Annotated in this window: 20 protein-coding genes and 1 riboswitch; of the genes, 9 read left to right on the top strand and 11 right to left on the bottom strand. The window is 67.8% G+C overall.

The window, feature by feature from the left end:
• The first annotated feature begins 22 nt into the window (after positions 1-22).
• Positions 23-874 (top strand): UTP--glucose-1-phosphate uridylyltransferase GalU, encoded by an 852-nt coding sequence (gene galU, locus U858_RS0108960; protein ID WP_025136831.1) that lies wholly within the window; start codon positions 23-25, stop codon positions 872-874.
• A gap of 70 nt (positions 875-944) precedes the next feature.
• Here galU and U858_RS0108955 read toward each other — a convergent pair whose 3' ends face one another.
• From U858_RS0108955 to U858_RS0108930, 5 genes are all read right to left on the bottom strand, one after another.
• Positions 945-1,814 carry a cytochrome c oxidase assembly protein gene (locus U858_RS0108955; protein WP_025136830.1) on the bottom strand — a complete coding sequence of 290 codons (870 nt, stop codon included), beginning with the start codon at positions 1,812-1,814 and terminating at the stop codon, positions 945-947.
• A gap of 86 nt (positions 1,815-1,900) precedes the next feature.
• Positions 1,901-3,007 carry a porin gene (locus U858_RS0108950; RefSeq protein WP_025136829.1) on the bottom strand — a complete coding sequence of 369 codons (1,107 nt, stop codon included), beginning with the start codon at positions 3,005-3,007 and terminating at the stop codon, positions 1,901-1,903.
• Positions 3,008-3,064: 57 nt separating this feature from the next.
• Positions 3,065-5,866 (bottom strand): magnesium-translocating P-type ATPase, encoded by a 2,802-nt coding sequence (gene mgtA, locus U858_RS0108945; protein ID WP_025136828.1) that lies wholly within the window; start codon positions 5,864-5,866, stop codon positions 3,065-3,067.
• Positions 5,867-6,288: 422 nt separating this feature from the next.
• Entirely contained in the window at positions 6,289-6,621 is a 333-nt protein-coding gene (locus U858_RS0108940) for a hypothetical protein (RefSeq protein WP_029953673.1), read from the bottom strand.
• A 455-nt stretch (positions 6,622-7,076) separates the two neighbouring features.
• Entirely contained in the window at positions 7,077-8,081 is a 1,005-nt protein-coding gene (locus tag U858_RS0108930) for a sodium:calcium antiporter (RefSeq protein WP_025136826.1), read from the bottom strand.
• A 2-nt stretch (positions 8,082-8,083) separates the two neighbouring features.
• Positions 8,084-8,323: riboswitch (yybP-ykoY riboswitch) on the bottom strand.
• A gap of 134 nt (positions 8,324-8,457) precedes the next feature.
• Here U858_RS0108930 and U858_RS0108925 point away from each other — a divergent pair.
• Complete coding sequence (locus U858_RS0108925; RefSeq protein ID WP_025136825.1) at positions 8,458-9,801, top strand: aminopeptidase P N-terminal domain-containing protein; 1,344 nt, start codon at positions 8,458-8,460, stop codon at positions 9,799-9,801.
• 28 nt (positions 9,802-9,829) lie between these two features.
• Here U858_RS0108925 and U858_RS0108920 read toward each other — a convergent pair whose 3' ends face one another.
• Positions 9,830-10,294: a hypothetical protein gene (locus U858_RS0108920; protein WP_025136824.1), complete on the bottom strand. Its 465-nt coding sequence runs from the start codon at positions 10,292-10,294 to the stop codon at positions 9,830-9,832.
• An 80-nt stretch (positions 10,295-10,374) separates the two neighbouring features.
• On the opposite strand from U858_RS0108920, the gene U858_RS0108915 reads away from it, so the two are divergent.
• The 6 genes from U858_RS0108915 (at position 10,375) to ruvA (ending at position 15,831) form a co-directional block, all read left to right on the top strand.
• A complete protein-coding gene (locus U858_RS0108915) occupies positions 10,375-11,544 on the top strand; it encodes a UbiH/UbiF/VisC/COQ6 family ubiquinone biosynthesis hydroxylase (RefSeq protein ID WP_025136823.1) in 1,170 nt (389 codons plus the stop codon).
• Positions 11,545-11,626: 82 nt separating this feature from the next.
• Positions 11,627-12,649 carry a tRNA dihydrouridine synthase DusB gene (dusB, locus tag U858_RS0108910; RefSeq protein WP_042884647.1) on the top strand — a complete coding sequence of 341 codons (1,023 nt, stop codon included), beginning with the start codon at positions 11,627-11,629 and terminating at the stop codon, positions 12,647-12,649.
• Between the two features lie 36 nt (positions 12,650-12,685).
• Complete coding sequence (locus U858_RS0108905) at positions 12,686-12,925, top strand: helix-turn-helix domain-containing protein (RefSeq protein WP_006217670.1); 240 nt, start codon at positions 12,686-12,688, stop codon at positions 12,923-12,925.
• 99 nt (positions 12,926-13,024) lie between these two features.
• Positions 13,025-14,614 (top strand): bifunctional phosphoribosylaminoimidazolecarboxamide formyltransferase/IMP cyclohydrolase, encoded by a 1,590-nt coding sequence (gene purH / locus U858_RS0108900; RefSeq protein WP_025136821.1) that lies wholly within the window; start codon positions 13,025-13,027, stop codon positions 14,612-14,614.
• The gene (ruvC, locus tag U858_RS0108895; RefSeq protein ID WP_025136820.1) at positions 14,614-15,162 is read left to right on the top strand and encodes a crossover junction endodeoxyribonuclease RuvC; all 549 of its coding nucleotides are present in this window, start codon (positions 14,614-14,616) and stop codon (positions 15,160-15,162) included. The genes purH and ruvC overlap by 1 nt, the downstream gene beginning before the upstream one ends.
• A gap of 96 nt (positions 15,163-15,258) precedes the next feature.
• Positions 15,259-15,831: a Holliday junction branch migration protein RuvA gene (gene ruvA, locus U858_RS0108890; protein WP_025136819.1), complete on the top strand. Its 573-nt coding sequence runs from the start codon at positions 15,259-15,261 to the stop codon at positions 15,829-15,831.
• A 31-nt stretch (positions 15,832-15,862) separates the two neighbouring features.
• On the opposite strand, the gene U858_RS0108885 is transcribed toward ruvA, so the two are convergent.
• The 5 genes from U858_RS0108885 to U858_RS0108865 form a co-directional block, all read right to left on the bottom strand.
• Positions 15,863-16,783 carry a complex I NDUFA9 subunit family protein gene (locus U858_RS0108885; RefSeq protein WP_025136818.1) on the bottom strand — a complete coding sequence of 307 codons (921 nt, stop codon included), beginning with the start codon at positions 16,781-16,783 and terminating at the stop codon, positions 15,863-15,865.
• A gap of 115 nt (positions 16,784-16,898) precedes the next feature.
• Positions 16,899-17,864, bottom strand: coding sequence for a threo-3-hydroxy-L-aspartate ammonia-lyase (locus U858_RS0108880; RefSeq protein WP_025136817.1), 966 nt, complete (start codon positions 17,862-17,864; stop codon positions 16,899-16,901).
• Positions 17,865-17,957: 93 nt separating this feature from the next.
• On the bottom strand, positions 17,958-19,031 hold the full coding sequence (ruvB, locus tag U858_RS0108875) for a Holliday junction branch migration DNA helicase RuvB (RefSeq protein ID WP_025136816.1): 1,074 nt from the start codon (positions 19,029-19,031) through the stop codon (positions 17,958-17,960).
• 103 nt (positions 19,032-19,134) lie between these two features.
• Complete coding sequence (locus tag U858_RS0108870) at positions 19,135-20,691, bottom strand: sensor histidine kinase KdpD (protein ID WP_025136815.1); 1,557 nt, start codon at positions 20,689-20,691, stop codon at positions 19,135-19,137.
• Positions 20,691-21,392, bottom strand: coding sequence for a response regulator (locus U858_RS0108865; protein WP_025136814.1), 702 nt, complete (start codon positions 21,390-21,392; stop codon positions 20,691-20,693). Before U858_RS0108865 ends, U858_RS0108870 begins: the two co-directional genes overlap by 1 nt.
• A gap of 254 nt (positions 21,393-21,646) precedes the next feature.
• Here U858_RS0108865 and U858_RS0108860 point away from each other — a divergent pair, with 254 nt between their 5' ends.
• Positions 21,647-22,906: a hypothetical protein gene (locus tag U858_RS0108860; protein ID WP_025136813.1), complete on the top strand. Its 1,260-nt coding sequence runs from the start codon at positions 21,647-21,649 to the stop codon at positions 22,904-22,906.
• The last annotated feature ends 30 nt before the right edge of the window (positions 22,907-22,936 follow it).

Here is a 22,936-nt window from a genome sequence, read left to right as displayed (position 1 = left end):
CGTTACCCCCTACGAGGTTTCAATGCGTCCCGTCCGTAAAGCCGTTTTCCCCGTCGCTGGCATGGGCACGCGCTTCCTGCCCGCCACCAAGGCGATGCCCAAGGAAATGCTGCCCGTGGTCGACAAGCCGCTGATTCAATACGCCGTTGAAGAAGCCGTGGCTGCGGGCATTACAGACCTGATCTTCGTTACCGGTCGCAACAAGCGCGCCATCGAAGACCATTTCGACTCCGCCCCCGAGCTCGAATCCGACCTCGAAAGCAAGGGCAAGCACGAGCTTCTGGCCATGGTGCGGGGCATTCTACCTGCCCACGTCAATTGCCTCTATATCCGCCAGTCGGCCCCGCTGGGCCTGGGCCACGCCGTGCTGTCGGCGGCGCCGGCCGTGGGCGACGAACCCTTTGCCGTACTGTTGGCCGACGACCTGATCGATGCCGACACCCCGGCAATGAAGCAGCTGGTGGACATCGCCATCGCCCAGAACGCCAGCGTGCTGGGCGTGCAGGACGTGCCGCGTGAAGACACCCGCAAGTACGGCATCGTGGCCACCCGCGCGGGCGACGCGCGCGCCGACGGCCGCACCGAGCGTGTGACCCACATCGTGGAAAAACCCGACCCCGAGGCCGCGCCCTCGACGTTGGCGGTGGTGGGCCGCTACGTACTCGAAGCCGCCATCTTCGACCACCTGCGCTCGACCAAGATGGGCGCCGGCAACGAAATCCAGCTGACCGACGGCATCGCCTCGATGATGCGCGAACGCGCCGTGTATGCGCACCGCTACGAAGGCACGCGCTACGACTGCGGCAACAAGGCAGGCATGTTCCAGGCCACGGTGGCGCTGGGCCGGAAGTACCACGGCCTGCTGACGGATTGACCCGGCTGCCGCGGCAAGCGCCGCGGCGCGATTTCCCGCAAAGACTTCTGGACAGCCCCGCCGCCAGGCCCTAGACGGATGCCGCGCGGGCCCGGGCCTTCGCCATGGCATCGCGATCAGCCTTGCGCAGGCGTCCCTTGGACGACAGGCGCATCAGCGTGCCCAACGCGACCATCAAGCCGATCACTTCGACCAGCGCGGCCGGTATCCACATGGTCAGGCCGCCGATGGTCTGGTCGGTTTGCGCGGACATCGCAATCGCACGGCCACACAATTCGAACAAGGGATAGATATCGCTTTCCGTGAAGGCGATGACCGCCCCCGCCACCATCTGCGGCAGCATGGTCAGGATGGGAGAAATGACGCGTCCGCCCGGCGTCATCGCGGCAGGCGGACTGGGGCGGCGGTCCAGGATCAGGTTCCAGTACATGAAGCCGCTGATCACCACGGACCAGTTCATCACGCGGTACAGGCGCCAGTCGAGCATGGAATAGAACTGCACCGACGGAATCAGCCAGACCAGCACCAGGAACACGAACAGGGTCGGCACGAAAATCTTGTGGGTCAGCACCGTGACGGTGGCGCGGCCCGCGCCCGTGCGCAGGAAATCACGCAGCCGCAAGCGCCAGCGCATCGGCAGCCCCGCCCGCATGACCTGTCCGGGAAACGCCGCCATCACCAGCAACGGCCCCAGGTGGTGCAACACCAGGTGCTGGATGCGGTGGATGAAGAACATGCGCTCGGCGTAGTAGTCCAGGCGGGTGTGCATGGACAGGTACAGCAGCACCATGCCCGCCCAGAACAGCACGCGCCGCGCGGCCGAGACGTGATGGACGCGTTGACCGCGCACGAACAGCACGATGGCCACCAGGAAGGAGGCCACCAGCGTGGGAGAGAACTCCCAGGGTATGAGCCATTCGAGACTGTCCATGCGTGTCATCCGGAAATTGCCGGCGGGGGGAGCCGCCCGGGCCTAAAACGCGCAACCGGGTCGATTGTAGTAGACCCGGGCGGCCCCCGTCCGGCTCAGAAGCGGTGCGAAATCCCCGTGCCAAAACGCGACGTGTGGGAATGGCCCGGATCGAACTGGTTATCCAGGGTGTAGTTGGACGTGTAGCCGGCGAACGCATAGAGCGTGGTGCGCGGCGACAGGTCGTAGGTGTATCCCAGCGTCACCAGCTGCGCGTTGCGCGCCTTCGCGCCGTCGTCCCATTTCCAGTCGGGGTTGGCCAGCGACCACTGCACCACCACGGCGCCATGCCCGACCGGCACGCTGGCGCCCAACAGCCAGGCGTTGACCGTGCCGCCGCGCGCGAACGCCGCCGGCCCCAGGTTCTGACCCAGGTTGTCGGGATCGCCGCCGTCCAGGCCGACATAGCCGTTGCGCTGGCGCGACCAGGCCAGCGATACCTTGACGACCTCGAAGTCGTAGGACGCGCCCAGCTGCACGGCCTGCGGCCGCCCGCTGTTGCCGGCCAGCGGTTCGGCCAGGCGCATCTGGTCCCAGGTCGCAACCGCCAGAAGCGGACCATCCTCGTACTTCAGGCCCAGGCTGATCGCCCGGTTGTTGGCGGCGGTCTGGAAGCGGTCGCGGCCGTCGGCGTCGAACGAATAGCCGATGCCCGCCTGGAAACCCTGCCAGGTCGGCGTGTAGTAATTGACCAGGTTGCTGAACTGGTAGTTGTCGGACGCCTTGAAGGTGGCGCCCATGCCCATTTCCTTCCAGGAAGCGAGTTCCAGCGCATTGCCGTAGGTCTTGCCGACGGTGTACTGGCGGCCCAGGCGTAGATCGCCATAGGCCTCGTGCGCCAGCCCGACCCAGGCGCCATAGTTGAACAGGCGGTCGTCGTCGGCGCGCTTGCCGGTGGAGGGGTCGAAGCCGCTTTCCAGCTGGAAGCGCGTGCTCCAGCCGTCGCCCAGGTCTTCGCTGCCGCGCAGGCCCCAGAGGGAATCGGTCAGCCCGCCGTTGAGCAGGCCGCTGTGGCTGCCTTGTCCCGACGTGTGGGTGGTGGCGATGCCCGCATCGACGACACCATAGAGTTGCACACCGGGGCCATCGCCCGCCGCATGCGCCATCAAGGGGAACCCTGCCGCGCCCGCCATCAGCGTCTTGGCAACAGTCGTGATTTTCATAGCTATCTCCTGAGTGCGCGGCGGGCGCCCTGCCCGCCGCCAGGTGGTTCGGTTTGACTATTGCCAGCCGTAGCGGCGGACCCAGATGCCCTTGAGCAGTTGCGTCAGGACGCAGTAGCTCAACAGGATCCCTGCCAGCCACGGGAAGTAGGACCACGGCAGCGCCTGCAGCTGGAAGTACCCCGCCAGCGGCGAGAACGGCAGGAACAGCCCCAGCCCGACGACCATGGCCGTCATGGCCATCAGGGGCCAGGCGGCACGGCTTTGCAGGAACGGGATCTTGCGTGTGCGGATCATATGCACGATGAGCGTCTGCGACAACAGTCCTTCGACGAACCAGCCCGACTGGAACAACGTCTGGTGCTCAGGCGCATTGGCCTGGAAGACGTACCACATGAGTGCGTACGTGGCGATGTCGAAAATGGAACTGATGGGGCCGAAGAACACCATGAAACGGCCCAGGCCGGCCGGGTCCCATTGCTGCGGCTTTTTCAGGAGCTCTTCGTCGACATTGTCGAACGGAATCGCCGTCTGGGATATGTCGTACATCAAATTCTGCAGCAGCAGGTGGATCGGCAGCATCGGCAGGAACGGCAGGAAGGCGCTGGCCACCAGCACCGAGAAGACGTTGCCGAAATTGGAGCTGGCGGTCATCTTCAGGTACTTGAGCATGTTGCAGAAGGTCTTGCGGCCTTCGATCACGCCGTCCTCCAGCACCATCAGGCTTTTTTCCAGCAGGATGATGTCGGCGGCTTCCTTCGAAATATCGACCGCCGAGTCCACCGAGATGCCCACGTCGGCAGCCCGCAGGGCCGGCGCGTCGTTGATGCCGTCCCCCATGAAGCCCACGGTATTGCCCTGGGTCCGCAGCATATGGACGATGCGCTCCTTGTGCGCGGGGGTCAGCCGGGCGAAGACGTTGGCCTCGCGCACGGCCAGGGCCAGCTGGGTATCGTCCATGGCCTCGATCTGGTCGCCCAGGTAGACCTTGCGGACCTCGAACCCCACTTCGCGGCACACTTTCTGCGTCACCAGTTCGACGTCGCCGGTCAGCACCTTCACTTCGATGCCGGAATCGCGCAGGGCTGCCAGCGCCGGGCCGGTGGATTCCTTGGGCGGGTCCAGGAAGGCGATGTAGCCCACCAGCACCAGGTCGGATTCATCGGCCACGCCATAGGCTTGCTGCGTGGGCGGCAGTTCGCGCACGCCCACCGCGATGACCCGCAATCCGTCGCGGTTCAGATCGGCGGTGACCCGGCGGATGTCCGCGCGCCGCGCGTCCGTCAGCAGGTGCACATCGTTGCCCACGCGCAAGCGGGTGCAGACCGACAGCATTTCCTCCAGCGCGCCCTTGCAGATCAGCTCGTGGTGCTCGCGGCCGTTTTCGGTTTCGCTGACCACCACCGACATACGACGGCGCGAGAAATCGAACGGAATCTCGTCGATCTTGCGATAGCGCGCGGCCAGGTCCAGCTTGCGCTCGACCTCGGCATGGCGCAGCACAGCCACGTCCAGCAGGTTCTTCAGGCCGGTCTGGTAGTAGCTGTTCAGGTAGGCATAGGCCAGCACGTCGTCGCTGGTGGCGCCATACACATCGGTGTGGCGCTCGAGCACGATACGGTCCTGCGTCAGCGTGCCGGTCTTGTCGGTGCACAGCACGTTCATGGCGCCCAGGTTCTGGATCGCATCCAGCCGCTTGACCACCACCTTGCGCCGCGACATCCGTACCGCCCCTTTGGCCAGGGTGGCCGTGACGATCATGGGCAGCATTTCCGGGGTCAGGCCCACAGCGATCGCCAGCGCGAACAGCAGCGCTTCCAGCCAGTCTCCCTTGGTGAAGCCGTTGATCAGCAGCACGATCGGCGCCATCACCAGCATGAAGCGGATCAGCACCCAGCTCACGCGGTTGATGCCCTGCTGGAACTGCGTGGGTAGGCGCGAGGTCTGCGTCACGCGGCCCGCCAACTGGCCAAAATAGGTGCCGGCGCCAGTCGCCACCACCAGGGCGCTGCCGGACCCGCTGACGACATTGGTGCCCATGAAGGCCATGTTCTCGAGTTCGAGCGCATTGGCGGTGTCGACACGCTGCATGGCGTACTTTTCGACCGGCAGCGATTCACCGGTCAAGGCCGCCTGCGCGATGAACAGATCCTTGGCGCCCAGGATGCGGCAGTCGGCCGGGATCATGTCGCCCGCGGACAGCAGCACCACGTCGCCCGGCACCAGTTCGGCCAGCGGCACTTCGATCTGGCGCGAACCGGATGCGTGCAGCGTGGCGCCGAAAAAGCGCCGGGCGTCGCCCTCGGCCATGCCGGCAGCGTCGCTGCGCAACACGGTGGCCGTGTTCTGCACCATCGCCTTCAAGGCTTCGGCTGCGCGATTCGAGCGCCGTTCCTGCACAAAGCGCAGCAGCGTCGAGATCACCACCATCGAGCCGATGATGATGACGCCCTTCCAGGACTGGTCATCGGGCTCGGCCATGTAGACGTCAGTCACCCAGGACAGGCTGGCCAGGCCCGTCAGGAGCAGGTTGAAGGGATTGCGGAAGGATTGCCACAGATGGGCATACCAGGTCAGCGGCTTTTCGTGGTCGACCTCGTTGGCGCCGTAGCGCGCCCGGGCCTCGTCGGCCTGAACTTCCGACAGGCCGCCCCGGCCACTGCGGAACAGGGAAAAAAGCGCATCGAAGTCCATGCGGGACACGTCCAGCATGCGGCGGTTGGCACGACGCGACGCGTCGGAGGCGGTAGCGGCCACCGCCTGGCCGGTGCCTTCAAGCATGGGGGAACGCCGGAAGTGGCGCCCCGACCGCCGCAGCCCGGCGGCGGAAGAGAAAAAGGTCTTGAGGAATTTAAACATCGGAGTGCTCGGGTTCTTGGTGTTGTTCTGGGAGACACGGACGACAGGCAGCCGGGCCGGATCGCAGGCAGCACGGGGCCACGACCTGTGCAAGACAGGCCGAATCCGCCACGTACAGGCGTGCGCAGGCACCGGGGCGATGTTGCCGGTGTCCGGATCGCGTCGATGGGCGCGCCGGGAGTGCGTGAAGCGGAACGGGAAACTAGCGGAAGAACCGGGGCCGGCGGAACGGGCGCGCGCGGGGCGGGCCTGGCCGGGGGTTCAGGGCTGCGGATTCCGTACGGACCGGGAGACTATCCGGCCAGTCGGCTCGCAAGGAGAGGACAGGTCAGACAGGCAAGCGGGCGCCACGCACGTGGCGCAATCGAGGCTCGGGGTCTATGGCACTGGGCATGGTCTCTCCTGGGTGGATAGGGGCGGATTCAGGCCGCCAGCGGTTGGGCGCCGAAATGCACGTGGCGCACGGCGGGGTTGGCGCTCAGCCGACGGGCTTGCGACATCAGTTCGCCGCGCAGTTCGGGCGGGCAATTGACGGTGATGCAGGCCGAGGCCATGCCGGGGTCGGTGCCCTGGTCGATCTGCACCTGCGAAACGTCGAGTCCGGCGGCGCTGAAGTCCAGGCAGATCTGCTTGCGCAGGGCGCCCAGCTCGTCGCGCGGACAGATGACCGTCAGGCGCGAGGTGCCGCGGCGGCGGCCCAGGGCGGTGGCACGGTCTACGCCTGCGCGGCGCAGGAACAAGTCGAAGAAACGCATAACGACCTCCATTGCAAAATGGGGAGCGGTATCGCGGATACGCGCGCACACACGCACGGCGCTGGGCGGGCGGGCACGAAAAAGACGTGCACGAACGCTGGCGCTGCGACTAGCGGCGGTTCTGGCGGATGATGTTGGGGGAGAATCCCGGCAAGCCGTGGGCTTGCGCTGCCGCCCCGGATGCTGCCTGGGGCTTGGGATACAACCGCAACCTGTTCAACAGGCTGCGGCAGACGGAGTTCTGCGTGGACCTGTTAAACAGCGACGTCGATGCAAGATCGACTACTTTCGCCGGAATCGGTATTCACGAAGACTGCTCCTGAGATGGATAACAGCGGAATTTTACGCGGGTTTCCACTGATGGACAAGGTTTAGGGGCAGAAAAGGCCCGCTTTGTGCGAAAAAGGACGCAGACCGCTTGCGGCCTGCAATCCCCCCTGCACCAAGACCTTGCGTCAGGCGTAGAAATGCCAGCCCAGGTAGGCCGCGAACAAGGCGTAGAAACCGCCCACCGCGGACAGCGCCGGCACGCTCATGACCGAACGGCGGAAACGCAGCCACAAGAGACTGATGGACAGCATGGTGAACAGGCCGGCCGCCAAGAGCGGGCCATCGAGCAGCCAGGGCGTCATGAAGATGCCCAGCGCGCTGGGAATGGTGGCCTGGATCATCATGGCGCCGGAAATGTTGGCCAGCGCCAGGCGTTCCTTGCCCTGGCGCACCCAGATCAGCGCATTCATGATCTCGGGCAGTTCGGTGGCGACGGGCGCCAGCAGCAAGGCCGCCACGTGCGGCGAAGCGCCCATGGCCACGCCCAGCAATTCGATCTGGTTGACGAACACGTGCGAGGCGCCCGCGATCACGACCAGGGCCAGGATGGTCTGGGTGGCCGCCCAGAACATCGACGGGCTCTCATCGCGCGGGCGCAGCTTGAGCGGCTCCAGGTCCTCGCTGTCGATGGTTTCCTCGTCGTTGCTCAGTTCGCGCTTGATGTACAGGCCGTAGGTGGCCAGGAACAGGATGCCCAGCCAGGGCTTCCAGGCAAAGGCCAGCAGGCCCAGCCCGACCTTGAAGACGAAGATGCCCATGAACCAGGCCTGGTCGCGGGCCAGCCGGCGCTGGTCCGCGTTGATACAGTTGGCCTGTGCGGATTGGCCGCGGCGGGCGCGCCACAGGGCGAAGCCGACGACGGCGTAGGCCAGGGTCGCCAGCACCAGCGGGCCGCCCATGGCGGCGCCGACGCCGATGTCTTTCTGTTCGGGAGTCTCGCCGAAGACCACGGCCATGAAGGTCACGGCGCTTTCGGGCAAGGCGGTGCCAAAGGCTGCCAGCACGGTGCCGGTGGCGGTGGCGCCCAGATGGAAGCGATGTCCGACCCATTCGACGCCATTGACGAAGAATTCGCAGGCGAAATAGATCACTGCCGCGGACAGGAAAAACAGGAAAAGGGTGAGCAACATATAGACGCAGCCGGACGAGCGGAAACCAATTGGCGCGACGCAACGGCTCGCCCGGCTAGGGTGAACGCTACGCGGCCAAAGGTCTCGCCTGGCTGATTCGTGCGCGGGCGGGCCGCGACACGAAGACCGTTAGCGCCATGGAGTTCTGGCAACCGCTACGCGGTACCGAACCACCAAGTCTGTTGACGCTAACTCCTTTGGGGACAAAGGATGGCTACTCCCCAATGACAGAGCCGCGATTGTAGCAGCGCCCGCATGACAGTCCAGTGAATCCCCGCGCCGCGCGTGGCAATGCGGCCGCACTGTCGCATCGGCGGCACGGCGAGTAAAGTAAATGGCATTCCAGCTTCCCGCCGGCGCCCCGCGCCCGTTACCCATGAGCCTGCCTCCCGACGACATCGCCCCCTTCGCCGCCCGGCGCCAGCGCCTGATGGACCGGATGCGCGCGGACGGAGGTGGCATCGCCATCCTGGCCACCGCGCCCGAAGCCATCCGCAACCGCGACGCCGAATACCCGTATCGCCACGACAGCGACTTTTTCTACCTGACCGGCTTCACCGAACCCGGCGCCTGGCTGGTGTTGGTGGCCGGCGCCACCGACCGCGCCGTGCTGTTCTGCCGGCCGCGCCACATCGAACATGAAATCTGGGAAGGCCACCGGTTCGGCCCCGAGGCGGCAGCCGAGCATTTCGGGTTCGACGACGCCCAGCCGCTGGACGCCCTGGACGAACTGATGCCCAAGCTGCTGCTGGACCAGCCGACGCTGTATGCGCCGCTGGCGGGCGACAAGCGCACCGACGGCCGCCTGCACCGCTGGCTGGCCGCCGCGCGCGAGGCCAGCCGCGGCGGCCACGTGCCGCCGCAGCGGCAACAGGACATCCGCCCCATCCTGGCCGAGATGCGGCTGATCAAGGACCCCTCGGAAATCGCCGCGATGCGCCGGGCGGCCAAGATTTCGGCCGGCGCCCACGCCCGCGCCATGCGCGTGGCGCGAGCCGGCATGCGCGAATACGAACTGGAAGCGGAACTGCTGTATGAATTCCGCCGCCATGGCGCGCAGGCGGTGGCCTACAACAGCATCGTGGCCGCGGGCGCCAATGCCTGCGTGCTGCACTACCCTGCCGGTGAAGCCGTCCTGCGCGATGGCGACCTGGTGCTGATCGACGCCGGCTGCGAGGTCGACAGCTACGCCAGCGACATCACCCGCACCTTTCCCGTGAACGGCCGCTACAGCGGACCGCAGCGCGCGCTGTACGACCTGACGGTAGCCGCACAAGAGGCCGCGGCGCAGGCCACCGCGCCCGGGCGCGGCTGGAACGACGGCCACGAGGCCGCGGTGCGCGTGCTGGCGCAGGGCATGCTGGACCTGAAACTGCTCAAGGGCTCACTGGATGGCGTGATCGAATCGGGGGACTACAACCGCTTCTACATGCACCGCACCGGCCACTGGCTGGGCCTGGACGTGCACGACGTGGGCGACTACCGCCAGCCGGGCGCCGGACATGGCGCCGACCGCCCCTGGCGCACGCTGCAGGCCGGCATGATGCTGACGATCGAGCCGGGCATCTATGTGCGCCCGGCCGACGACGTGCCCGAGGCCTACTGGAATATCGGTATCCGCACCGAGGACGATGCGCTGGTGACGGACGAAGGCTGCGAGCTGATCACGCGCGGCGTGCCGGTACAGGCCAGCGAGATCGAGGCGCTGATGCGCGAATAGGGCCGGCCGGGATCGCGACGGCAGAACGTCAGAGCGTCAGGCCGTCCAGCCAGCCCATGGCCACCCACACGTACACCACCACCATGGCGATGGCGAACATGGACACCGTCGCCCCGACCAGGCAGGCCAGGATGGCCACCAGCACCGGGCCCCAGCCCGTCTTGCTCGACGGCGGCAGGCCCGGGTTGTAGAGACGGTCGAATTTCTCGTCGGGCATCAGCGAGAACACCGCGCTTTCGATGAAGCCGTCGATCATGGGGATGAACAGCACGAAGAACGCCGGGTTGTCCCACCAGACCGGGTAGTAGCGGAACGCACAGAACAGGCTGACCAGCGCCACGGCCGTCACCAGCCAGGCGTGGCGGCGGCCCAGGTACCACCAGTGCGCCCCCAGCCAGCCGAACAGGCAGGCCAAGAGGCCGACGGCGACCTTGCCGCGCGGACGGCGGGCGATGGCGGCGGAAAGCGAAGAAGAAGCCTCGAGCTGCGTCATGTCGTTCAACCGGTAGAAAGGTCTCTGGCGCCAAGCCGCGCCGGCTGCCCCGGATTGTAGTGGACGGGTAAAATCCGGGCATGACTATCTCCGCCTTCGATATTGCGATTCTTGGCGCTGGCCCCGTGGGCCGGGTGCTGGCGCTGATGCTGGCACGCGTGGCGCCGGACCCGGCCCGCATCGCGCTGCTGGCCGGCGCATCGCCGGCACCGGTCACGCCCGACGCCGCCATCCCCGCAGCCGATCCCCGCGTGCTGGCCATGAACCACGGCAGCCGGGTGCTGCTGGAATCCCTTAACGCCTGGCCCGCGAAGGCGGCGGACATCCTCAATATTCATGTGTCGCAGCGCGGCCGGCTGGGCCGCAGCGTCATCCAGCACACCGATTTCGACGTGCCGCAACTGGGCTGCGTGGTCGCGTATTCGGCGCTGCACGCCAGGCTGGAAGAACGCGTGGCCGCCAGCGGCGTGACGCTGCTGGCCGGCCCCCCGGCCCAGATCGACGGCCAGGACGGCGACGGCGTGCGCATCAGCCAGGGCGAGGCCGCGCTCAGTTGCCGCATCGCCGTGCAGTCCGACGGCGCCGGCGCCAGCGACCTGCGGCGCGACTACGGCCAGCACGCCTTGCTCACCACCGCCCACGCCACCCTGCCGCGCCGCGGCTGGGCCTGGGAACGCTTTACCGCCGAGGGCCCGCTGGCGCTGCTGCCGCACCCGCAACTGCCCGACGCCTATTCCGTGGTCTGGTGCAGCGCGCCCGAACGCGCCGCCGAACTCGCCGCGCTGGACAACGCCGCGTTCTCGCAGGCGCTGTCCGCCGCTTTCGGCGACCGCCTCGGACGCCTGTCGTGCCACGCACCGCGCCACGTCTTTCCCCTGGCGCTCAGCGCCCGTCGCGCGCTGGTGCAGGGCCGCGTGGCGGCCATCGGCAATGCGGCGCAGACGCTGCACCCCGTGGCCGGCCAGGGCCTGAACCTGGGGCTGCGCGACGCCGCCCGGCTGGCTCAGGCGCTGGGCGGCTGGCTGGCCCAGCCGAACGCCAGCCCCACCGCCGCGCTGGCCGATTTCGGCCGAGCACGCCAGTTCGACCGCGTGGTGACGGCCGGCCTGACCGATCTGATGCCGCGCATCTTCGCCACCGGCCTGGCGCCGGTCGAGCACGCCTGTGGCCTGGCCCTGCTGGGGCTGGACCTGGCCGCGCCGCTGCGGGCGCCGCTGGCGCAACATCTGCTGACGGGTTTCCGCGCCTGATCGCCCCTGTTTTTCGTCCACTTGTTACCAAGCTGTTGCAGGACGAAAAAGAGGGTTCGATCGAGCCGGTTAAAATGTGAGCATGCGCATAGGCCCGTGGACCCTTCCCAACAACGTTCTTGTCGCGCCCATGGCGGGCGTGACGGACCGTCCTTTCCGACAGCTCTGCAAGAAATTGGGGGCAGGTTATGCCGTCTCGGAAATGGCCGCCAGCAACCCCAAGCTGTGGGATAGCGTCAAGACCTCGCGCCGCCTGAACCACGACGGCGAGATTGCCCCGGTGTCGGTGCAGATCGCCGGCGCCGACCCGGCCATGATGGCCGAGGCGGCGGCGTTCAACGCCAACAAGGGCGCGCGCATCATCGACATCAACATGGGTTGCCCGGTGAAAAAGGTCTGCAACGTGGCGTCGGGCTCGGCCCTGCTGCGCCACGAAGACCTGATCGCCCGCATCCTGGACGCCGTGGTCGAGGCCTGTGCCCCGCTGGGCGTGCCGGTCACCCTGAAGACCCGCACCGGCTGGGACCGCGACAGCCGCAATGCCCTGCGCGTGGCCCGGATGGCCGAAAACGCCGGCATCGCCGCCCTGACGCTGCACGGACGAACGCGCGCCGACCTCTATACGGGAGAGGCGGAATATGACACTATCCGCGCCGTCCGCGCCGAGCTGAAGATTCCGTTGATCGCAAACGGCGACATCGACTCGCCGGAAAAAGCCAGACGCGTCCTGGATTACACTGGCGCCGACGCGGTCATGATCGGCCGGGCGGCCCAAGGCCGTCCCTGGATCTTCCGCGAAGTCGACCACTACCTGCGCACAGGCGAAACACTGGCCCCTCCCAGCTATGGGGAAATGCGCGAACTGCTGCTCGAACATCTCGACGACCACTACCGCTTCTATGGCGAACACACCGGCGTACGCACGGCGCGCAAGCACATAGGATGGTATCTGGACGGCCTGCCGGATGCGGACTCGTTCCGCGACCGCATGAACCTCATCGACAACACCCGCGACCAGTGGCGGGCGGTGTCGGACTGGTTCCTCACTATTTCTCGCGACGGCAACAACCCGGCGCCTGTCGCGAAAGCCCTGCTGGCGGCATAACCGCCTCAACACCAACATAAAAATATCTGTACTCAAATGAGCAAGAAAGATGTCCTGGAAGAATGCGTGCGCGCCAGCCTGGAGCGCTATTTCGAAGACTTGGGTGAATCCGAGCCCCACGATATGTGGGACATGGTGATGCGCTGCGTGGAGCGCCCGGTGCTTGAAGTGGCGTTGGAACGGTCGGGCGGCAACCAGTCGCGGGCATCCGAAATGCTGGGCATCACGCGCAACACCCTGCGCAAGAAGCTGCTGGCTCATAACATCCAGGTATAGCGTTGCCTTGAGGCCGGGCCCGTCGGCCCGTCCCTTCCCCGTTTTTCCATCCCGACCTGAAGCGAGAAAGGCGTACGCGCCCCACTCCCGTCCCTCACCATGAAAATCGAAACCGCCCTGCTTTCGGTGTCCGACAAGACCGGCATCGTTGAATTTGCCCGCGCGCTGGCCGCGCGTGGCGTGCGCCTGCTGTCGACCGGCGGCACCGCCAAGCTGCTGGCCGAATCCGGCCTGACCGTCACCGAAGTGGCCGCCCACACCGGCTCGCCCGAGATCCTGGACGGCCGCGTCAAGACGCTGCACCCGAAGATTCACGGCGGCCTCCTGGCTCGCCGCGACAGCGCCGAGCACATGGACACCATCAAGGCGGCGGGCATCGATCGCATCGACATGCTGGTGGTCAACCTGTATCCGTTCCGTGAAACGGTCGCCAAGCCTGACTGCACGTTCGCCGACGCGGTCGAGAACATCGACATCGGCGGCCCGGCGATGCTGCGCGCCGCCGCCAAGAACCACGGCACCGAAGCCGGTGGCGTGACGGTTGTGATCGACCCGGTCGACTACTCGCGCGTGCTGTCCGAAATGGACAACGGCGGCGCCACCTCGTACGGCCTGCGCCTTGCGCTGGCGGCGAAGGTCTACGCGCACACCGCGGCCTATGACGGCGCCATCGCCGCCTACCTGACCAGCCTGACCGAAGCCGAGCCCGCGCAGGACGCCGTGCCGGCCCGCCAGGAATGGCCGGGCACGCTGACCCTGCAGGTCAAGCAGGAACAGGCGTTGCGCTATGGCGAGAACCCCCACCAGACCGCCGCGTTCTACGTCGACGCACAGCGTTCGGCCGGGCTCCTGGGCAACTACCGCCAGCTGCAAGGCAAGGAACTCTCGTACAACAACATCGCCGACGCCGATGCCGCCTGGGAATGCGCGCGCAGCTTCGAAGCGCCCGCCTGCGTCATCGTCAAGCACGCCAACCCCTGCGGCGTGGCCGTGGCGGCCAACACGCTGGGCGCGTACCAGCAGGCGTTCAAGACCGACCCGACGTCGGCCTTCGGCGGCATCATCGCCTTCAACCGTCCGGTGGACGCCGCCACGGCCGAAGCCGTCAGCGCGCAGTTCCTGGAAGTGCTGCTGGCGCCGGCCTATGACGGCGCCGCGCTGGCCATCCTGGCCGCCAAGAAGAACGTGCGCGTGCTGGAAGTGCCGATGGGCACGGGCCAGAACGCCTTCGACGTCAAGCGCGTCGGCGGCGGTTGGCTGGTGCAAAGCCCGGACGCCTACAACGTGCCGCGCGAAGCGCTGAAGGTCGTGTCCAAGCGCCAGCCCACCGAACAGGAAATGAGCGACCTGGCGTTCGCCTGGAAGGTCGCCAAGTACGTCAAGTCCAACGCCATCGTGTTCGTGGGCGGCGGCATGACCCTGGGCGTGGGCGCCGGCCAGATGAGCCGCATCGACTCGGCCCGCATCGCGTCGATCAAGGCGGAAAACGCCGGCCTGACCCTGAAGGGCTCGGCCGTGGCGTCGGACGCGTTCTTCCCGTTCCGCGACGGCCTGGACGTGGTGGTGGCGGCAGGCGCGACCTGCGTGATCCAGCCCGGCGGCAGCATGCGCGACGATGAAGTCATCGCCGCGGCCGACGAGCACGGCATCGCCATGGTGCTGACCGGCACCCGCCACTTCCGCCACTGATGCGCGTCCTCGGCATCGATCCCGGCCTGCGCCGCACCGGCTTCGGTGTGATCGATGCCGACGGCTCGCGGCTGCGCTATGTGGCCAGCGGGACCATCGTGGTCCCGCCGGCGCTGACGCTGTCTGAACGCCTGAAGGTCATCCTGGACAACCTGCGCCAGGTGGCCCGCGACACGCAACCGGACGTGGCCGCGCTGGAAATCGTCTTCATGAACACCAATCCGGCGTCGACGCTGCTGCTGGGCCAGGCCCGCGGCGCGGCGTTGTGCGCGCTGGCCGACAGCTCGCTGGCGGTGCACGAGTACACCGCATTGCAGATCAAGAAGGCGGTGGTGGGCACCGGGCGCGCGGCCAAGGAACAGGTGCAGATGATGGTGCAGCACCTGCTGGCGCTGGACGGCACCCCCGCCCCCGACTCGGCCGATGCACTGGCCTGCGCCATCTGCCACGCCCACGTGGGACCGCTGCAGGACAAGCTCGAACGCCTGGGCACCAGCCTGCGCATGAGCGGCAAGACGCGCATCCGCAACGGCCGCCTGATCGGCTGAGCCCCCCCCCGGCGCCCACGCGCCGCGCGGACCCGTATAGAATCCCGGCATTCACCGCGGCTTTCGCGGCCCCCTCTTCTGCCAGGCCATCGCCCCATGATCGGACGCATTACCGGAACCCTGATCGAAAAACTGCCGCCCACCGTCTGTGTGGACGTCAACGGTCTGGGCTATGACATCGACGTGCCCATGAGCACGCTGTACTCGCTGCCGGAAACCGGCGCGCGGGTCACGCTGTACACGCACCTGACGGTGCGCGAAGACGCCCACATCCTCTACGGCTTCGCCACGGCAGGCGAACGCAGCGCCTTTCGCGAGCTGATCAAGGTCAGCGGCATCGGCGCGCGCACCGCGCTGTCGGTGCTGTCGGGCCTGTCGGTGGCCGACCTGGCCCAGGCCATTACCTTGCAGGAATCGGGCCGCCTGACCCGCGTGCCGGGCATCGGCAAGAAAACCGCCGAACGCCTGCTGCTGGAAATGCGCGGCAAGCTGGGCGCGGACATCGGCGCCGCCTCGCACGCTACGCCGGACAATCAGTCCGACATCCTGAACGCGCTGTTGGCGCTGGGGTATTCCGAGAAAGAATCGCTGGCCGCCCTGAAGACGCTGCCTGAAGGCGTGGGCGTGTCGGACGGTATCAAGCAGGCCTTGAAGTCGCTGGTGCGCTGAACGGCGTCAATCGGACCGGTCGCGCCGCCCGCTAACGCACGGGCGCCAGGTAACCCGGCGCCACCGCTTCCAGGCCGGTGGGCACCACGTTCAGTTCAGGCGCGATCGGCCCCAGGCAGATATTGTCGCGGCGCAGGGAATCCAGGTTGTCGCGCGACATCAGCGGCCTGCCGGGCAGGCATTCGAACAGCAGCGCCTGCAAGCGCCCCACGCCCATCGGCACGCCGATCACCGGGCGCGGATGGCCGCCCCAGGCCGCGCACAGGCGGGCGATCTCACCCATGGTGTAGACCTGCGGGCCGCCCAGTTCGTAGGCCTTGCCGCAGGTGTGCGTGTCGCCCAGCGCGGTGACCATGGCCGACACCACGTCGCCCACGTACACCGGCTGCATGCGCGCCTGCGCCCCCGCCAGCGGCAGCACCGGCAGCCAGCGCGCCAGCCGCGCGAACATATTGGTGAAATTGTCGTCGGGTCCGAACACCACGGACGGGCGGAATATCGTCCAGCCACCCTCGCGCCAGTCGGCCAGTTCTTTCTGGATGGCGGCTTCGCCGTCGCCCTTGGAGCGCTGATACATGCTGGCGCCGGCGGAATCGGCGCCCAGGGCGCTGACATGCAGCAGGCGGCGCACGCCCTGGCGGCGGCAGGCCCGTGCGATGCGTTGGGGCAGGTGCACGTGCGCCTGGGCGAAATCCGACCCGTACGGACGGCCGGATTTGCCATGCAGGATGCCCACCAGGTTCACCACCGCGTCACAGCCGCGCGTCAGGTCGTCGAGCGCGGCATCGTCGTGCACGTCGCGGTCAAGCAAGGTGACGGTCGGTAGAAGCTGGAGGTCTCGCCCCTGGCCGTAGCGGCGGGTGGGCACCAGGATCTGGTGCTGCGCGCCGGACAGCCGGGCGATGAGGTGACGGCCGATGAAGCCGGTGCCGCCGATGACAAGGATACGCATGGAGCAGCCCCTGTTCTTCAGGATTCAAGCCCGATTCTGCCCTGCACGGGCGTTGGCCGCAAGCACGCAGGCGGCCATGCCGGGGCGATGAGGCACCCCGGCGGCGCGCGCGGGTTCAACCCGCCAGCAACTTGCCGTAGGCCGGAAGGTCGACGTTGCCGCCGCTGATGATGACGCCGACGCGCGCCCCGCGCACCGGCACCACGTTCTGCAACACGGCCGCGGCCGCCAGGCAGCCCGTGGGCTCGACCACCATCTTCATGCGCTCGGCGAAGAATTTCATGGTGGTCACCAACTGGTCGTCCGTGACGGTCACGATATCGCGCACGTACTTCTGGATGAGGGGGAAGGTCAGGTGGCCCAGGTGGGTGGTGGCAGCGCCGTCGGCCAGCGTCTTGGGCGCCGGAATTCGGACGATTTCACCTTTGCGCAGCGATTGCTGGCCATCGTTGCCAGCTTCGGGCTCGACGCCGTAGACCAGACAGCGCGGGCTGAGCGCGAACGCCGACAGGGCCGAGCCGGACAGCAGGCCGCCCCCGCCCAGGCAGACGAACAGGTAGTCCAGTTCGCCGACTTCCTCGAACAGTTCCTTGGCGGCCGTGCCCTGGCCGGCGATGACGTCCTCGTGGTCGTAGGGCGGAATCAGCGTGGCGCCGGTCTCGGCCTGGATGCGGCGGGCGATGTCTTCGCGGTCTTCGGTGTAGCGGTCGTAGGTGACGATATGGCCGCCGTAGCCTTCGGTGGCGGCGCGCTTGGCCGCGGGGGCGTCCAGCGGCATGATGATGGTGGCCTTGACACCCTGCAGCTTGGAGGCCAGCGCAATCGCCTGCGCGTGGTTACCCGACGAGAACGTGACCACGCCGGCGGCGCGCTGTTCGGGTGTCAGGCGCGCGATGGCGTTGAAGCCGCCCCGGAACTTGAACGCCCCCATGCGCTGGAAATTCTCGCACTTGAAGAACAGCGAGGCGCCGGCGATGGCATCGGCCGTGGTCGAAGTGAGCACGGGCGTGCGGTGCGCATTGCCGGCCAGGCGTTCGCTGGCGCGGACGACATCGTCGAAAGAGGGCAGTTCGGGCAGCATGGAAACGGTCCTTTGATCGCGGAGAGAGTCGGAATCGAAACCCTCGGATCATAAACCCGCGGCGGCATTCGCGCCGCCGCCCTGCCCGCCCGCTTACTTGCCGAACAGCTCGCCGCTGCCGCTGGCCGCGCCGGCCGGCGGGGTCAGGCCCAGGTGGCGCCAGGTGGTCAGCGTGGCGGTGCGGCCGCGCGGCGTGCGTTGCAGGTAGCCGTGCTGGATCAGGTAGGGCTCGATCACGTCTTCGATCGTGTCGCGCTCTTCGCCGATGGCGGCGGCCAGGCTGTCCACGCCGACGGGGCCGCCGTCGAACTTGTGGATGATGGCTTCGAGCAGCTTGCGGTCCATCAGGTCCAGTCCCTGGGGATCGACTTCGAGCATGGCCAGCGCACGGCCGGCGACGTCGGCGTCGATGGTGCCGCTGGCCTTGACCTCGGCGTAGTCGCGCACGCGGCGCAGCAGCCGGTTGGCGATACGGGGCGTGCCGCGGGCGCGGCGCGCGACTTCGGCGGCGCCGTCGGGCGTGATGCCCGCGTTGAGCAGGCCGGCGCTGCGGGTCACGATGTGGCCCAGGTCGGTAGCGTTGTAGAACTCGAGCCGCGAGACGATGCCGAAGCGGTCGCGCAGCGGGTTGGTCAGCATGCCGGCGCGCGTGGTGGCGCCGACCAGCGTGAAGGGCTGCAGGTCCAGCTTGACGCTGCGCGCGGCCGGGCCTTCGCCGATCAGGATGTCGATCTGGAAATCTTCCAGCGCGGGGTAGAGGATTTCCTCGACCACGGGCGACAGGCGGTGGATTTCGTCGATGAACAGGACGTCGTTCTTTTCCAGGTTGGTCAGGAGCGCGGCCAGGTCGCCGGGGCGTTCGAGCACGGGGCCGGAGGTCTGGCGCAGCTGCACACCCATTTCATGCGCAATGATGTGAGCCAGCGTGGTCTTGCCCAGGCCGGGGGGGCCGAACAGCAGCACGTGGTCCAGGGCTTCGCCGCGCTTGCGGGCGGCGGCAATGAAGATTTCGAGCTGTTCGCGGGCGCGCTGCTGGCCGACGTACTCTTGCAGCGCCTTGGGCCGCAGGGCGCGCTCGATCGATTCCTCGTTGGGCGACACCGGTTGGGGCGCCACGATGCGGGGAGCGTCGGGTCGGGAAGAGAGCGAATCGGACTGGATGGCCATGGTGCGGAAAAACGGGATGCGAAGCAGGATGCTGCATCGTACCGTAATGGCCGCGCGCGGGACCGGCCTGTCTCGAAAACAGGGCCATCCCCCGCGGCCGGCCCTAGACCCCTTCGGCCACCGGCAGCTTGACCCGCACGCACAGCCCGCCGGATTCGGCCTGCAGCAGCTCGAGCGAACCACCGTGGGCGCGGGCGATGGCCTCGGCCAGGGCCAGGCCCAGGCCGACGCTGCCAGTGCGGGTACGGGCGTCGTCCAGCCGGCTGAAGGGCCGCAGGGCCTCCAGACGGCGTTCGGGCACGATGCCGGGGCCGTGGTCGGATACATCCAGCACCGCGAACGCGTCCTCACGCCGCAGGCAGACGTCCACCGGCGGTGCGCCGTGGTTCAGGGCGTTGCCGATCAGGTTGTCCAGCAGGCGGCCCAGCGCCACGGCATCGCCCTGCACCACCAGCGCAGCGTCATCGCCCGTGGTCTTGAGGTGGATGTCGGTGCCGGCGCCCTGCCAGGCGTTGACGCGTTCGGTCAGCCAGTCGGGCAGCACCATCGAGGCGTAGCGGTAGGCCGCGGGGTCGGTGCCGCGCACGAAGCCGATGAACTGGTCGACCATGTGCTGCATGTCCTGCAGGTCGGTGCGCAGCCCTTCCTTCAGGGCGGAATCGTCGGCCAGCTCGATGCGCAGCCACATGCGCGACAGCGGCCCCTTCAGGTCGTGCGGCAGGCCGGACAGCAGGGTGCGCCGCACCGAGTCGGACTCGGCCAGCGCGTCGAGCATGGCATTGAAGCGCTCGCCCAGCACCCGGGTTTCGTGGGGGCCGGAGGGTTCCACCCGCTGCGGCTGGCCGGCGGCCAGACGGTCGGCGGCATCGGCCAGGCGGGTGATGGGCCGGGTGATGTGCCACGAAAAGCCCACCGCCAGCAACAGCAACAGGCCCAGCCCGCCCAGCCAGGCGGCGATGAAGGGCGTGGCCACCGGCGGGTCCAGGCGGTCCAGCGGGATGACCAGCCATTCGCGCAGGCGCGGCGCGTCTTCGCTGGCCGGGTTGGGCGCCAGCGAGATGAAGATTTCCGGCGTGGGGCCGCGCGACAGCGCCACCCGGGTGCCATCGTTCAGGCGTTCGTTCAACTGCTGCACCAGCGCCCGCAGGTCACGGCGCACGTCGTCGGGCTCGGGCTTGTAGCGGCGCACGTGCTCTTCGCGTTCACGCTCGCGTTCGCGCTGTTCGTGGCCGTTTTCGACCTCGCGTTCGTCGACGCGCATGTCGGGCGGGGGCGGCGGCCCCTGGAATTGCGTGGACGATGGCGGGGGCGGCGGCGGCGGAGGCGGACGCTGCGACGAATGCGGCGGCGGCCGGCGGCCGTTGAAGCGCTGCAGCTTGGCTTCGGCGGGCAATACCCGGGACCACAGGCGCCACTGGTTCTGCGAGGCGGCGCGCACGAAATCGGCCCGGTCTTCGGCGGGCACCTGCGACACGGCGGCGCGCAGGGTGCGGATGGTGGTGGTGATGTAGCCGATGGCCACATCTTCCATGAACTTGTGGCGGAAGTAGGACACCGTGACCAGCGTGGCCGCCTGCGTCAGCAGCACGGACCCGAGGATCAGCAGGATCAGCCGCGCGCGCAGCGACCGCGGCACCAGGAAACCGGGGGACAGGCGCATCAGGGCGAGAACCGGTAGCCGATGCCCCAGACGGTCTGGATCCAGCGGGGTTGCTTGGGATCGTCTTCGATGACGCGGCGCAGGCGCAGGATCGCGATGTCGATGGCGCGGTCGTTGCGTTCGCCGGCATCGTCGTCACGGGCCAGCGCCAGCAGGCGTTCGCGCGACAGCGGCTTGCCGGCGTTGCGCACCAGGGCTTCGAGCAGGTTGATTTCGCCGCCAGTAAGCTTGACCACGGTGCCCTCGCGCGACAACTGCCGGGTGGAGGGGTCGAACAGAAACGGGCCGAACGACACGGGCGCGTCCTTGGTCAGGGCCGACGGGCCGCGCTTGCGCCGCAGCACGGCTTCGATGCGGGCCAGCAGCTCGCGCGGATCGAAGGGCTTGCCGACGTAGTCGTCGGCGCCGGCTTCCAGGCCGATGATGCGGTCGACGGCTTCGTCGCGGGCGGTCAAGAGGATGACGGGGATGTCTTCGCCCTGTTCACGCAGGCGGCGACAGGCGTCGGCACCATCGCCGCCGGGCAGCATGCGGTCCAGCACCAGCAGGTCAGGGGCATAGCGGGTGATGCGCGACGGCAGGTCGCTGGCGTCGGGCGCCAAAAGGGTGTCGTAGCCGTGGCGGTTCAGGTAGTCGGCCAGCAACTGACGCAGGGCCGGGTCGTCGTCGACGACCAGCAGCTTGGTGTGGTGAGTGTCCATGGTTGCCATAGTGGAGCCGTCCGCGCCCCGGGGCAAGGGGCAAGAAATCATCTGAAATATACCTGTTGCACGATGTTTGCCGGCGTTGGCGCCCACTTGGCGCCGGCATGGCGGACCGGCGGCAACTGGCCCTAAAATGATCGGCACTGCCCGCATTCCCTGGTCCGGTTTACTAAAGATCGTTTACAGCTGCGGCAGCGTCCCCTTTCTACACTGTCGTTATGGTCGCCCCTGCAATCTGGCGCAGACGGCTGTTGCACGCGGCGTTGACGGCAGGCCTGGCCTGCCCGCTCATGCCGGCGTTCGGCGGCTCGCCCGCAGCCTCCTCTCCCCCGGCTCCCGCCTACGTGGCGCGCGGTATCGGCGTGCTCTCGCCGGTGCAGCCGATGCCCGTGCGCCCCGCGCCGTCGATCGAATCCCGGGCGGTGCCGCTGGACCCGACCCCCTGCGACCTGCAATCGGCCGAACCCGCCATGGACACCAGCGTGGTCGGCGCCGCCGACACGGACTTGATACCGGGGACGGGCTCGATGTTGTCGGGCGAGGACACGACCGCCGCGCTGGGCTGCACCCCGGCACAGGCCACCGCGGATCCTCCCGAATACACCTTCGACCTGCAAAGCGGGGACATACCCAGCGGCCCTGTCGTCGTGGTGTCCGGCGTTTCGCGCCCCAGCCGGCCCTGGTTCGCCTCGGTCAGCGGGCAGGACGGCCTGCGCTACGGCGGCGACCGCAACTGGGTCTACAACAACACCAGCGGCCCGACGGTCGCCGTGGGCAACATCAGCGCCAATGCCCCGGCCTGGGGCAGCAGTGCGCCGGTGGGCGGGCTGCAGATTTCCAATTCGCTCGGCGCGGGCAACACCCTGCCCGCCGGCGGCTTCGGTTATTCGTCGTCGCTGGGCAAGCTGAACCGCATGGACCCGTCGGCCACGTCCGGCGCGGTGGACTATGGCGCCTCGGTCGGCAGCGGTACCGTGCGCTATGGCTTGACGCCCGTGCTGACGCTTGAGGGCCAGATGCAAAGCGCCCCGTCCCTGACCACCCGCGGCATGGGCACCACGTATGCCGCCGGCGACTACGGCACCTTCCAGGCCGGCGCCACCCAAAGCTCGTACGACGCGGCCAGCGCCTGGCGCTACCGCTTTGGCTACAGCGTGGATGTGGCCGACGCGGTCAACCTGGGCTACACCAACGAGCAGATCGGCGCCGGCTATGGCGACCTGTCCAATTATTCGGGCGGCGTGGCCGCGGCGCCGCAGACGCGCAACACCCTGTCGGCCGGCGTGCCCATCACTGGCTGGGGCACGCTCAGCGGCACCTATTCGGGGCTGCACGAAGGCTCGGCGCTGGCCGAACAGCGCGTCGGGCTGTCGCACAGCATGTTCGTGGCGCCCAAGGTCAAGCTGGCCGTCGGCGCCGACCGCGACATCATTTCCGGCAATTACGAGTGGCGCGCCAACCTCAGCATGCCGGTCGACACCTTCATGCGCGGCACCTGGCTCAGCTGGTGACGCGGCCCGCCCGGCGGACGGAAATATCCC

Source organism: Achromobacter sp. DH1f (assembly GCF_000633435.1).
GTDB lineage: Bacteria > Pseudomonadota > Gammaproteobacteria > Burkholderiales > Burkholderiaceae_B > Achromobacter > Achromobacter deleyi.
This window is presented reverse-complemented; position numbering and strand designations above follow the sequence as displayed.